Origin of the sequence: Pseudomonas koreensis, from assembly GCF_036668835.1 — a bacterium.
Lineage (GTDB): Bacteria > Pseudomonadota > Gammaproteobacteria > Pseudomonadales > Pseudomonadaceae > Aquipseudomonas > Aquipseudomonas koreensis_I.
Map to the genome: position 1 here is coordinate 52,886 of NZ_JAZEVW010000004.1, position 12,916 is coordinate 65,801.

12 protein-coding genes are annotated in these 12,916 nt (G+C 62.6%); 4 read left to right on the forward strand and 8 right to left on the reverse strand.

Annotated features, from left to right (window positions below; genetic code table 11):
* The first annotated feature begins 30 nt into the window (after positions 1-30).
* Positions 31-474, forward strand: a complete 444-nt coding sequence (locus V6F91_RS13055; RefSeq protein ID WP_332765006.1) for a TadE/TadG family type IV pilus assembly protein — start codon at positions 31-33, stop codon at positions 472-474.
* On the forward strand, positions 471-3,224 hold the full coding sequence (locus tag V6F91_RS13060) for a PAS domain-containing sensor histidine kinase (protein ID WP_332765008.1): 2,754 nt from the start codon (positions 471-473) through the stop codon (positions 3,222-3,224). The genes V6F91_RS13055 and V6F91_RS13060 overlap by 4 nt, the downstream gene beginning before the upstream one ends.
* On the opposite strand, the gene V6F91_RS13065 is transcribed toward V6F91_RS13060, so the two are convergent.
* From V6F91_RS13065 to V6F91_RS13085, 5 genes are all read right to left on the reverse strand, one after another.
* Positions 3,221-5,218: a pilus assembly protein TadG-related protein gene (locus V6F91_RS13065; RefSeq protein ID WP_332765010.1), complete on the reverse strand. Its 1,998-nt coding sequence runs from the start codon at positions 5,216-5,218 to the stop codon at positions 3,221-3,223. The two genes, V6F91_RS13060 and V6F91_RS13065, sit on opposite strands and share 4 nt — an antisense overlap.
* Positions 5,219-5,449: 231 nt before the next feature.
* On the reverse strand, positions 5,450-6,007 hold the full coding sequence (locus tag V6F91_RS13070; protein WP_332765012.1) for a DUF4136 domain-containing protein: 558 nt from the start codon (positions 6,005-6,007) through the stop codon (positions 5,450-5,452).
* A gap of 53 nt (positions 6,008-6,060) precedes the next feature.
* Positions 6,061-6,669, reverse strand: a complete 609-nt coding sequence (locus V6F91_RS13075) for a DUF4136 domain-containing protein (RefSeq protein ID WP_332765014.1) — start codon at positions 6,667-6,669, stop codon at positions 6,061-6,063.
* Positions 6,670-6,681: 12 nt separating this feature from the next.
* Positions 6,682-7,431 carry a methyltransferase gene (locus V6F91_RS13080; RefSeq protein ID WP_208938874.1) on the reverse strand — a complete coding sequence of 250 codons (750 nt, stop codon included), beginning with the start codon at positions 7,429-7,431 and terminating at the stop codon, positions 6,682-6,684.
* Complete coding sequence (locus V6F91_RS13085; RefSeq protein WP_332765019.1) at positions 7,431-7,733, reverse strand: MazG-like family protein; 303 nt, start codon at positions 7,731-7,733, stop codon at positions 7,431-7,433. The genes V6F91_RS13080 and V6F91_RS13085 overlap by 1 nt, the downstream gene beginning before the upstream one ends.
* Before the next feature lie 258 nt (positions 7,734-7,991).
* Between V6F91_RS13085 and V6F91_RS13090 the strand changes: the two genes are divergently transcribed.
* Together V6F91_RS13090 and V6F91_RS13095 are read left to right on the forward strand one after the other, a co-directional pair.
* Positions 7,992-8,285: a hypothetical protein gene (locus V6F91_RS13090; RefSeq protein WP_090281091.1), complete on the forward strand. Its 294-nt coding sequence runs from the start codon at positions 7,992-7,994 to the stop codon at positions 8,283-8,285.
* Between the two features lie 160 nt (positions 8,286-8,445).
* Positions 8,446-9,795, forward strand: coding sequence for an MATE family efflux transporter (locus V6F91_RS13095; protein ID WP_332765021.1), 1,350 nt, complete (start codon positions 8,446-8,448; stop codon positions 9,793-9,795).
* On the opposite strand, the gene V6F91_RS13100 is transcribed toward V6F91_RS13095, so the two are convergent.
* From V6F91_RS13100 to V6F91_RS13110, 3 genes are read right to left on the reverse strand one after another with little or no spacing between them, the layout of a single operon-like run.
* Positions 9,789-10,664, reverse strand: a complete 876-nt coding sequence (locus V6F91_RS13100) for an alpha/beta hydrolase (RefSeq protein WP_332765023.1) — start codon at positions 10,662-10,664, stop codon at positions 9,789-9,791. The two genes, V6F91_RS13095 and V6F91_RS13100, sit on opposite strands and share 7 nt — an antisense overlap.
* A 17-nt stretch (positions 10,665-10,681) precedes the next feature.
* A complete protein-coding gene (locus V6F91_RS13105; protein WP_332765025.1) occupies positions 10,682-11,470 on the reverse strand; it encodes a DUF4123 domain-containing protein in 789 nt (262 codons plus the stop codon).
* Entirely contained in the window at positions 11,467-12,816 is a 1,350-nt protein-coding gene (locus V6F91_RS13110; RefSeq protein ID WP_332765027.1) for a type VI secretion system Vgr family protein, read from the reverse strand. Before V6F91_RS13110 ends, V6F91_RS13105 begins: the two co-directional genes overlap by 4 nt.
* Between the last annotated feature and the right edge of the window lie 100 nt (positions 12,817-12,916).

A 12,916-nucleotide genomic window follows, 5' to 3' on the forward strand; every position in this document is an offset into this window, starting at 1 on the left:
TACGCAGTGACAGTCAGGGTAGACGCACTCATGAAATACGCCTTCCGGAAGTCGCAAACAGGTGCGGTGGCGATTGAGTTCGCTTTGGTGTTCATCATCTTTTTCGCGGTGTTTTACGGTCTGGTCAGCTACAGCCTGCCGCTGGTGATGATGCAGTCGTTCAATCAGGCCACGGCCGAAGCGGTACGTCGCAGTGTTGCGGTCGATCCGAACACCCCCGGCTACTCAACCGTGGTGATCAACACTGCAAATGCGACGCTGACTCAGCAATTGTCCTGGATTCCGCCGGTCTTCAACCTGGTGGTCGGCGTGGATACCAGCGCCCAATACAGCGCGACCGGCCTGCTGACGGTGCGAGTGGATTATCCGGTCAGCAAGTTGAATCAGGTCATGCCGGTTCTGGTGCTGCCGGGTATCGGCCCGGTCCCCAGTCTGCCCAGCCATCTGACCGCCACTTCGAGCCTGCAATTTTGACCTCGGGCGACAAATTTTTGGGGCGTTTGCTCAAACGCACCACATTCGCTGCTCACCCATTGCCCGACCCGCTCGGCTCGCCCGCCAGTGGCTTGCATCTGTACCTCAACGACGACGGAGACGTGGTGCAAATGGCCGGGCCGCTACGGCATTTGCTCGTGCAGCACAAACCTCACGACAGGCCCTTGCCGCTGAGCCTCTATGTAAAAGCGCACAGCACACTGGCAATCGAAGGTCGGCCGAAGGAGTGGCAAGGCCTCTTGCTTGATCTGGATTTCCCCAGCCTCGGGGAGCAGACCTTGCACCTGCGGGGTTGGGTGCAGCCGCTGGGCGAAGGCTGGCTGCTGCAATTGATCGATATCGGCGATCTGTTGCTCGAACGCCAGCAAGCGCGTCAGCGCGACGATTGCCAATCGATCGCCGCGCGGATCAGCGAGCAGGTGCGGGCGTGTAGCCAGACGCGCTTGCCGGAAATAGTCGGCGAACAACTGCAAGTGATCGCGCAGCGTTGGCACATCCCTTGTGTAGCGCTGGCGTTGCTCGATGATGAGGAACAGGGCTGGCAGGTTTATCGACAGTATCGCGCTCACGATGCGCCGAACCTCTGGGACGACGGCCAGCGTCTCGGCACGCCGCTTGATAGCCTCAGCAGCGCTGCGCCGCAGCGGATCGGCAGGCAGCCGGGTTTCGATGAGCGCTCGCGGGTGCAGGCACTGTTCGGCAATGCCGAAGGTTTCGCGGTGCCGTACAGCGATGAGCGTGGTGGGGTCGCCTGGCTGCTTTGCGCTTTTTACCCTGTCGAGACGGCCGCGCCGTACCTGAGCGAGCGTGACTGGACGGCGTTGCTCGGCGCCCTCGCCGGCCCCTTGCTGGGACGTCTGCGCGAACACCAGCATCAGCTACAACTGGAACGCGTCGAAGTGTTGCAAACCCTGTTGGGCAGCGGTTGGTGGGAGATTCTCGCCGACCGGCAGCGCATACAACTGCCCCCCACACTAGCCGCCGCGCTGCACCTGAACATTGACGAACCCGCTCTTGAAGACTGGCTGGCGCAGATCCATCCCGCCGATCGCGACGAGTTGCGCAGCCGATTGCACGCCTTGCAGCAACACGGCGAAGCCCTGACGCTGTCGGTGCGCCTGGCCGGCAGCGAACCTGCGCAGCCCGCAACGTGGTACCGGGTGCAAGGCCAGGTCAGCGGCAGCGGCGTCAACCGGCGGCTGGTCGGGTTCATGCTCGATATCAGCGACATCCAGAACCAGCAGCAACGCGCCGCGGCTGCGCATGCGCGGCTGGACAACCTTATCGCCAGTTCGCCTGCGGTGATTTACGTTCAGCAATACCGCGAAGGCGCGCTGATCCCGACGTTTTTCAGTGCCAGCCTGCAACCGCTGCTCGGCTGGAGCCTGGCCGATTGCAGCGATGGTGCGCTGATCGAAATGATCCACCCTGACGACCACGACCTGTATTTTGAACGTACTCGTCAGCTGCTGCGCGAAGGGTCGGTGCGTGGGCGTTATCGACTGCGTGACCGTGACGGCAGTTATCACTGGCTGCTCGACGAAGCCAGACTGCTGCGCGACGACCTTGGCCTGCCGGTCGAAGCGGTGGGTTTGTGGCTGGACGTCACCGAGGCGACGCTGGCCGCCGAGCGAGTGAAAAGCAGTGAAGAACGCTACCGAATCCTGGTCGAAGACTCGCCGGCAATGATCTGCCGCTATCGACCTGACTTGATTCTGACCTTCGGCAACCGCCCTTTGGCGACGTATCTGGAGTGCTGGCCGGAGGATTTGCCGGGAGTCGATCTGGGCAACTGGATGTCCGACGAGCAGCGCAGCGCGTTCGTTCAACGTCTCGCCGCGCTGACCCCGGAGCAACCGCTGAGCACCGCGGAAATCAGCCTGCAATTGCCCGGCCGCGAACACGCCTGGTGGGTGTGGTCCGATCGCGGCGTGTTCGATGAACAGGGTCGTTTGATCGAAGTGCAAGCGGTCGGCCGTGACAACACCGAGCTGCGCCGCTCCCAACAGCAACTCACGCAAAGTGCGAAAATGGCCACCCTCGGTGAAATGGCTACCGGCCTGGCCCACGAAATCAACCAGCCGCTGAACGTGATGCGCATGGCCATCGTCAATGTGCTCAAACGCCTGGGCAACGGCGACGTGCAGATCGACTACCTGACCGACAAGCTCAGCCGCATCGACGCGCAGGTCCAGCGTGCGGCGAAAGTGGTCGATCACATGCGCGTGTTCGGCCGGCGCTCGGAAATCGAACAGCAACTGTTCAACCCCGCCTATGCGATCGAAGGCACGCTGTCGCTGTTGGCCGAAGGCATGCGCGGCAAAGGCGTCGACCTGCGCATCAGCGAGACCGCGTTCGAGGTTCAGGTGCGCGGCTACGTCGATCAGCTGGAGCAAGTGCTGATCAACCTGATGGTCAATGCGCGCGACGCATTACTGAGCCGGCGTGAGAAGGAGTCAGCGTTCAAGCCATGGATATCGATGTACGTCGAACGCGATGAACAGCAGGTGCGGCTGTGGGTCGAGGATAACGGCGGCGGCATCGATGCGCGTCTGCTCGAACGCATCTTCGAACCGTTTTTCACCACCAAGCCGATCGGTGTCGGCACCGGGCTGGGGCTGTCGGTGAGCTACGGCATCATCGACAACATGGGCGGCCGCTTGAGCGTGCGCAACTCGGCGGAGGGCGCACGGTTCTGCATCGAACTGCCGATTGTCAGCGACGCCTAGATCACCAGATAGGCCTTGCCGGTCTGGCCGCAGGTCATGTTGGCACCGACTTTGACGTCCATCAGGTTAATGCCCAGGCCTTTGAGCAGGTTGTTGAGCAACGGGTCAAGCAGCGGACTGATGGTGCTGGTGACCACTGGCAGCAAACGGTTGGTGACATCACTGATCAACGAAGCGACCCCGGTGACGATCGCGCCCAGCGGATTGCTACCCACGGGTTGGTAGACGATCAGATTGATCCCCGCCAACGTGTTCGACAGGCTGCCGACGATGTTGCTGGTCGGCACAGCGGGCAGCACGCTCGGCGGCAGTTTCAGGTTGGCCGGGGTGGCGAACGGCGTGGTGCTGGAGAACACCAGATCTCGGGAACTCTGCGCGACGCTGGTATCGAGCTTGATGCCGATGCCCCCTGCCCCAAACGGAACGTGAGTGGCGGGATTACAGGTGCCGAGCAAGAGGATCTTGTGACAGGTGACGATGCCCAGATCGATCAATGGCAACGGCGCGACGGTCGGTTGGGCGGCGGAAGAAAAAGCGTTGATCGGGTCGATCTTGCCGAGTTTGAGGTCGGCCAGCGAAGTGACGGTATGCGCGGTCAGGCTCTTGGTTCCGCTGGTGCCTGTCGGGCAGCTGTAATCGGTCACGTAACTTTTCGCGCCGCCGGCGTCGAGGCTGATGTCGATCCTTGGCGATGCCAGCAATTGCGGATCAAGCTGCTCGCAACCGGCGCCCAGCAGACACAGCGCTGAGTTAAGCGTGCCGACCAGATTCAGATTTAGCAGCTGATTGAGCGTCGGGGTCAAACCACCCACGAGTCCAAGCACCGCATTCGTCAGTCCAGTCACCCCGGACAGCACCGGTAAATTTACCGAAAGCATCGTGCGCACCTGCGCCGTCCGCACATAAATCCGGTCGGCCCCCAGCGGGTCGAGCTTGGCCCGCGCCGGATCGCCAATCGCCGAAAACTGCGGCGGCTCGATCACCTTGACCCGCACCGTGACGTTCGCCAGCCCCAACACGCTGACCGGCAGCGTCGCCGCCACCGCACTCTTGCTGTTGGCCAGTTGCACCACGCCCTGTACCAGTTGCAGCAATTGCAGATTGGCATCCAGCCCCGCCGCTGTGGTGCCGGTCTGCAATTGCAGAATGTCGCCGAGTTTGACCGGTGCTGCGTTGATCGCCGCCACCTGCAACTGACCCAATGCAGTGGCCACCTGGGCGGTCGCGCCGTTGGCCTGCACCACCGTCGCCGCCGCCTGAATCAGCTGCGTGACGCTGGTCTGGGTATTGAGCAATTGCGTGTAGTTACCGGCGGCGACATTAAGGTTGATCGCCAACTGATCGAGGTATTTCAACAGGTTGATATCGGTGTTGAGCAAGCCGTCCCAACCGAGTGCGGTGAGATTGACGTTACCGCCCAGCAGGCCGGAAAACAGGGGATTGAGGAGGTTCGATTGCGCCGTGTCGATCGTCGCCAGGTTACTGCGGATATTCAACTGGGCCACCGTCGGCTGCGGCTTGGCAGCCACTGCCGAGGCATTGAGCGTGGTGTTCAGGCTGACCGGGTTGGCACTGAACAATGCCTGTACGCCGCCGGCAACACTGCGGGTGACGGTGCGACTGGCGGCGACTTTCACCGCGACCGCTTGGGTGGCATCCACGCTGAAGGTGCGCAGCCCGCCCGCCGTCGTGAGCAGGGTGCCGCAGGTGGTGGCGAGGGTGTTGCTGGCGTCGACGACATAGCCATTGCGCAGCGCGCTCTGCCCGGCGTAATTGGCGGCGCTCAGGCCCGGCAGGCAAGTGCCGCCACGGCTGACCGCTTCGAGCGCGGCGTTGTCGACCACGCGCTGCAACTTGCGTTGCTCCATGTACAAGCGACCGCTGTCGACTACCAGCAACAGCATGACCACCGCCAGGCTGAGCGTGGCCGCCGCCATCAACCCGATCGCCCCGCGTTGCCGGGCCGGACCGTTGAATCGCGAACGAGGTGACATGGCGCACTCCTTGGCCTTGACCTCCTGTGGGTGCTGGTGAGTGTAGACGGGGCTGAAGGCTGCGCATCCTTGCGAACAGAGAAACAACCCTGTGGGAGCGAGCCTGCTCGCGAAGGGGCCGTGTCAGACATATCAGTGCTGAATGACACACCGCATCGCGAGCAGGCTCACTCCCGCAGGGAGTGGGTGTGCAGGTAAAAGGGAGCTCCGCGGCTTCCTTTTCACTACCGATCAACGCGGCGGATAGTTGCTCAGAATCCGCGTCACGGTTTCGCGAATCGCACTGCTGCGGTCTTCCGGGTTCGGCCGGCTGGCGAGCATCTGCTCGTCGCTGCCGCGCCACACCAGTTTGCCGTCCTTGCCGTCGAGCAAATCGACCTGGATGGTCGCCACCTTGTAGGTGATGTTGCGCGTTTCGTTGTACATCGGCGCGCCCCAATAGCCGTTCCATGGGCCGCCCCAACCGCCGCCATAGTTGGTCGTCACTTGTTGCTGACGATCCTCCACGATCAGGTAGGTTTGCACATTCACGTCAGCCTTGGTGCCCGCAGGCGCCGGGCGCAAGCCGCGCTGATCGAGCTGATCGGCCACCGCCTGGCGGATGCGTTGCTCGGTCAGGTCGCTCTTGATCCGCGGATCGTCAGGACGATATTGCAGGGCGGGGTCTTTCCAGCTCCAGCTGCGATAGACAGCGAAGTCGCGGCTGGCATCGAAATCGTGATTGACCTGGTTAGCCGCGCAAGCGCTGAGCAGTGCGACGATGGTCAGTAAAGCGAGACGGCAGAACATGATTTTTCTCCGGTTGAAGACATGAACCTGCGGGCGTTGCGAATGCTGCGAAGTCAACCAGGAGGATACGCCGCCAAGGCCTTCTCCACAGCCTCGCGAATCGCATCACTGCGCTCGATCTGATTACCGGTGGCGGCGGTTTCGGCGCTGGCACTCCACACCGGCTGACCGTTACCGGCGTCGAACAGATCAACCTCGATCACCACGACCTGCTCTTGATACGTGCGCACGATCGGCACGCTGTTGTACATGCCGTAACCGCGCCCGTAACGATCGTAGCCGCCGTACCCACCGTAACCATAGTCGTCCCGGACCTGACGCAAGCGGGTTTCCATGCGCAGGTGGGCGCTGACCAGCACATCCGCCGGGCGGTTGTCGCGCAACGGGCGCAGACCGCGCTGATCCAGAGCATTGCTGACCGCTTCGGCGACTTGCGCCGAATCCGCCCACACCGTGCCCGGCGGCAGCTGGCCGTTGCGCCAGGCCCAACTGCGGTAGCGCGCGTAATCACGCGGCGGCGCCGGATAGGCACTGCGATCAAAGGTGGTGGCGGCTTGCGGCGGTGCCGGCGGCAACGGCCGCGATTGCGCCACGTAGGGGTTGCTGCCCTGACAGGCGGCCAACCCCAGACACATGAGCAATAACCCGGATTGAGCTTTCATGACGCGCTCCGATCAGATCGGCCGGCAAATCCAGTGCAAGTACCGCCCAAGCCCGGCAAAGCTTGGGTGACGGCGGTGAGCGAGCTCCATCTCGAGCAAATCCGCAAGGTCGGCGCGGGCCTGGAATTCCACCGGCATGTAATCGTGAAAAACCCGCACGCCACTCTGGCTTTCGACCTGCCACAGACCGTCGAGTTGCGTTGCCAATTCTCGCGGGTCGAGCGGCTGCTGCGGGGTCAGGCTCTGCTTTTCGCCAGCCATGACGTTCTTGCGCATTTTCTTGAAATGGCCTTTGAGCAGGTTGCGGTAAATCAGCGCGTCGCGGTTGTAGAACGCCAGCGACAACCAGCCGCCGGGCCGGGTCAGTTGATGCAGCACCGGCAAGATTGCGTGGGGCTCGGCCAGCCATTCGAGCACGGCGTGGCAGATCACCAGATCGAACGGTTCGCTGAGCTGGTCGGGCAGCGCTTGCCACGGTGCCTGAATGAACGTGGCGCGCTGCCCGGCATCGGCGAAACGCTGGCGGGCGCCTTCGAGCATCGGTTCAGCCGGCTCGGTAAACGTGACGTCGTGCCCGCGTTCGGCCAGCCACAGCGACATATGGCCGAGCCCACCACCGATGTCGAGCACGCGCAACGGACGCTCCGGCAGCGCTTCGGCCAGATCGGCCTGCAACACCGCGAGGCGAATCGCGCCTTTGGCTCCACCGTAGATTTTTTCGGCGAAACGCGTCGCCAACTGATCGAAATGCCGGTCGCCCATCAGCTGAACCGCCGTTCGCTGTCGGCGAGCTTGGCGCGCACCACTTCATTCATGTCCAACCCCAACTCGCTGCACAGCAACAACAGATACAGGACGATATCGCCGACTTCCTGCCCCGCATGGGCAAGCTGGTCGGCGGGCAACTGGCGCGACTGGTCTTCGGTCAGCCACTGGAAGATTTCCAGCAGTTCGGACATCTCGACGCTGGCGGCCATCGCCAGGTTCTTCGGGCTATGAAATTGCCGCCAGTCATTGCGGTCACGAATGGCGTGCAGGCGTTCGGTCAGTTCAACAAGGTTCATCGGGCTCTCCTGAAGGCGTATAGCTTCGGGGGGATACCCACCGAAGGCAAGGGTCGCAAGTGAACTATTGTGGAAGCGAGCCTGCTCGCGAATGCGGTAGTCATTCAACACTTGCCGGTACTGACACGACGCTTTCGCGAGCAAGCTCGCACACAGGGGACTGAGTAACCACAGCGACTGAGTAAACCTTCTATGATGCAGGGAACTCGGCCACTACCGTTGTGGCCCAAGGCTCAGCTCTTTCATCAGGACGCACACATGCAGGTAGAAAGCTTTTTCGAATGGCTCGGGCAGGTGCTCGGTTCAGTGATCCGCTTTATCGTCGATGGGCTCAGCGGCCTGTTCAACCTGTTGAGCAATGCCGGTGGCAACTTCGTCGACGGGCTCTCACGCACGCTGGGGATGGACACTTCGATCATCAGTATCATCGCGCTGATCGTCGGTTTGATGCTGTTGTGGTCAGCGATTCGCGCGTTCATGAATGCGTCGATCATTGCCGGGATCATCTGGCTGTTGCTGGGGTTGTGGTTGCTCAGCTGGATTATTCACTGAAAACACAAAACCTGTAGGCGTGAGCCTGCTCGCGATAGCGGTGGGTCATTCGAAACATTTTTGACTGACTCACCGCTATCGCGAGCAGGCTCACTCCTACAGTGGATCGCATTTCAAGTCTCATGAGTCGCTACAATGCCCGCTCCTCAAAGGAGCCTGCATGTCCACTCTGATTGCCGACTGGCGCGACCGCCTGACCCACCGCAAGGTCTGGGCGCTCGCCGCGCCGATGATCCTCTCTAATATCTCCGTGCCGCTGGTGGCGCTGGTCGACAGCACGGTCATTGGCCATTTGCCGCACGCCCATCAACTGGGCGCGGTGGCGGTGGGCGCCAGCCTTTACACGTTTCTGGCCTGGGCCATGGGGTTTCTGCGCATGGGCACCACTGGGTTTGCGGCGCAGGCCGCCGGGCGCAGCGATGGCGCGGCGTTGCGGCAGATCCTGTTGCAGGGCTTGCTGTTGGCGATGGGCCTGGCGCTTCTGCTAGGCGCATTGGGCGTGCCGTTGAGCGGGCTCGCGCTGCATTTCATGCAACCTTCTGCGGAGCTGGAGCAACTCACTCGCGAATTCTTCCACACGCGGCTGTTCGGCCTGCCCGCGGCGCTGGCCAGTTATGCGCTGGTCGGCTGGTTCCTCGGCACGCAGAACGCCCGCGCGCCGCTGGCAATTCTGCTAAGCACCAACCTGATCAACATTGTGCTTAATCTGTGGTTTGTCATGGGCCTGGACTGGGGCGTGGTCGGTTCGGCGCGGGCCTCGGTGATTGCTGAATGGAGCGGCGCCCTGCTCGGCCTGTTGCTGACGCGCAAAGCGCTGCGCGCGTATCCGGGGCACATCGTCTGGGCGGCATTGAAACGATGGCAGAGCTGGCGCCCGTTGCTGGCGGTCAACCGCGACATTTTCATCCGCAGTCTGGCGCTGCAATCGGTGTTTTTCATGATCACCGTGCAAGGCGCACGACTGGGCGATGCGACCGTGGCGGCCAATGCACTGTTGCTCAACGGCTTGCTGCTGACCGCTCATGCGCTCGACGGCCTCGCCCATGCCGTCGAAGCGTTGTGCGGCCACGCCATCGGCGCCCGCGACCGCCTCGCCCTGCGGCGTTCGCTGGTGGTCGCCGGAGGCTGGTCGCTGATCGCCAGCCTTGGTTTTGCCGTGCTGTTTCTGCTCGGCGGGCACTTGTTCATCGAGATGCAGACCAACATCCAGAGCGTGCGCAACACCGCATTCATCTACCTGCCGTACCTCGCCGTGCTGCCGCTGATTGCGGTGTGGAGCTATTTGCTCGACGGCTTGTTCATCGGTGCGACCCGTGCGCGCGAGATGCGCAACGGCATGCTGATTACCGTGGTGTTACTCGTGCCGTTCGCCTGGGCGTTGCAGGGTCTGGGCAATCACGGGCTGTGGATATCGTTCCTGCTGTTCATGGTGCTGCGCAGCCTCACCCTCGGCACGCAGGGCTGGTGGCTCAAGCGCAACGATGGCTGGTTCAACGGCGGCGTTCACTGAGTCGGCGTATGCCGGATGAAGCCGACCACCTGATCGAGCACCGGCGCCAGGCGTCGCAACGGGCGTGACAGGCTCGCGACCAATGTGATGTGGTTGGGGCGCGCGTAATACAGATCCTGCACCGGAACGCCGGCGGCGCGCAGCTTGCCGGCAAGACCGCCGGTGTTGCGCGTCGGATTGACCAGATCATCCTCACGGGCCGCAATCAGCAGCGCAGGCGGCGCACCGCGGCTGACGTGGTTGATCGGCTGCGACTGCGGCGGTGAATCCGGCCAGAAGAACACCGGGCGCACGGCCGGGTTCTCGATCGGCAGAAAATCATACGGCCCGGCCAGTCCGATCCAGCCGCGCAAATCCGTGGGCGCCAAGCCCACCGCCGCCAGCCACTCGCCGTCCAGCGCGAGCATCGCCGCGTTGTAAGCGCCGGAGCTATGGCCCATCAGATAAAGGTTTTGCGGGTTGCCGGAAAACTCACCGATGTGCGTTCGAACCCAAGCCACGGCACGTGCGCCGTCCTGAAGAAACGTCGGATAACGCACCTGTGGATACAAACGGTAATCCGCCACCACCGCGACGATGCCTCTCGATGCCAGCGCTTCGCCGACAAAACCGTAGTCGCGCCGCGAACCGCTGTTCCAGCTGCCACCATAGAAAAACACCACCACCGGCGCATCCGGCAATGACGTGTGCGGCACATACACATCGAGCTTCTGCCGCGGGTCGTCGCCATAAGCGAGGCCCGCGGTTTTGCTATAGGTGCCGTCCGGCGTCAGTGCATTGAGCACTTGCACCGGCGAACACGCGCACAGCGCGAGCAGCCACAGGCTGCCAAGCGTCGCGCCAAACCCTTGCCGGAATAAACCTGCCATCTGCGCCGAACCTCATCTCAGGGCTGATCGCCGCGCCACTGGCGCCGCACATGGTCAAGCCGTTCTTGCTGGGTCAGCCCCACCGGCGGCGGCACCAGCACCGCACGCGGATGCAACAAGCGTAGCCACAACCAGCCATCGAGCACGCTGCGATCGCTGAAGCCCAGCGCCAGACCTTGCTGAACATGGGAGGCCATCGTGGCGTATTCGGTTCCCAGCGATTGGCACCAGCGCCAGGTGTGCTGTTCCAGCAGACAGGTTTGCAGGCGCTCGCGCTGACGTCGGGTCAGGCTTTGCTCGATGTTCAGCGGCTCGACCAACAGCCCCGGATTGCGCAACTGTTGCCAGCCCTGGCTACCGATCGCCCGGTCGGCCCAGGTGCCGCCGAACCAGCGCAGCTGCCGTACCGGCCCGAGCCAGCGGCTCAGTTCGGCAGCATCGCAGGCATCGAAAAAATAGCTCGCGGTCTGCCGGTTGTAATAGCTGAGCAAGGCGCGGTGGCTCAGGCCGAACGATACCGTGAGCATGCGCTGCAAATGGCTGAGCAGTTGTTGTACCGGCGCCTCGCTGACGAGCAACAGCCCGCGCCAGGTATTAGGGTCGCGGTGACACAGCGCAGTCAGGGCCGGGCATTCGCTCAGATCGATCAGCAGTGGCCCGTGTGCACTGACCGGCTCGAACTCGGTGCCATCGAACAGACTGAATCGGCGCACTTCGCTGAACGCCTGGCGCAACACCGGCAAGGCCTGCGGTGCATCCAGACTATCGAGCAACAGCCACTGCGCCTCGGGCTCGGCGCCAGTCATGTTGCGCCACTCTGTTCGAGCGCCGTGACCAGCCGACAGCTGCAAACCGCCTGCGCACAATGACTGAAACTGCCACCGCCGGGGATCAGGCATAGCAACAGCAATGGCTCAGCGGACATCAGCAGTTGCTGCAGGCCGTGACTTTCCAGGCTGTCGGGCAACGGTGGCGGATCAGCGTCATGCCCGACAGCAGTGGACGATGGCTGCAGCACACCGCTGATCATCGGTTGATCCGGATCGCCCTCGAAGAAGCTCACCACCACTTCGACACCGTCGTTCAGCGTCGCCATGGACGACTGCGCCAGCGAGGGCGCCAGTGGCAGCCAACAATGACTGGGAGCAGCGCCTTCGCCCTGATAGAGCCAGTCGAACTGCACCGCCACCGGTCGCTGATGATCAGGCTGCGGCTCATCGACCGTCACCACCCAGGCCCGTTGCAGGCTGTGCATGCGCACGCGCGAGATTGTGCTCAGTGATGGGTTCGGCAACTGCACCGCGCCGAATACGCGATTAGTGTAAGGCGGCTCGAGAGCGGGATCGGCGCGGTGCTCAACGCGCGTCAGCAACCATTGGCGATTGCATTCGGCAAAGGGATGGCCGGCCAGACGCAGCCATCGTCCGCAGCGCAACGTTGACAGGTCACTGCAACCTTCGGCGTGCTGCACGGTTTGCAGACCTGACGGTCCTGGCTGCAATGCCTTGCGCAACTGCCATTGGCGCAGCGCCGGTGAAACGCACGGCTCGTCGTCTTCGCATTGATAGCGCGCCGCACCGGCCAGTGGCAGGTGCGCCGGATCATCGGTGAACACCACACAATGTCGGTCGCGCTCATGCTCAAAGTAATAATGAATCTGCGCCTGCGCGCACAAACGCTGCAGCAGTTGCAGATCCGACTCGCGGTATTGCGTGCAAAACGTGCGCGCCGGGTACTCGCCGCACAGTTCGAAACGGCGCTGGTTACCGACGATGCCGTGCTCTCTGAGCACTTGTTCGAGGATCTGCGGTACCGAACGACCGCTAAAGATGCGCTGACTCAGGCGCAGCGCCAGACAGGCGAGTTTCGGCCCCAGCCGGACCCGGCTCAAGCGCAAGCCGGTGCCGTGCTCATGCTGGACAAGGCTTTGCAATTGCCCGTGCACACCCTCCCCTGACGGCCCGAAACAGAGGAAAGCCGAACGGTGAAGCAGGCCGGCGAGGTCCAGATGCGGATCGTCGATCAACACATCGATCTCGAAGGCAAAGGCTTCGCTGAGGGCTTCGCTACCGGTAAAGGCCAGGACTTCGAAAGGGTCGGACAGGCCCGCTACATCGAGACGAAACGACGACTCGTTGACTGGATCGAACATGGGCGGATCTCTACAGGAGGGGCGGCCGGGGATTCTCGCCGAGAGCCATGGCCGAGTAGAGAGCTGAAGTACAACTTAGGAAATGACCTACGCGAAAAGC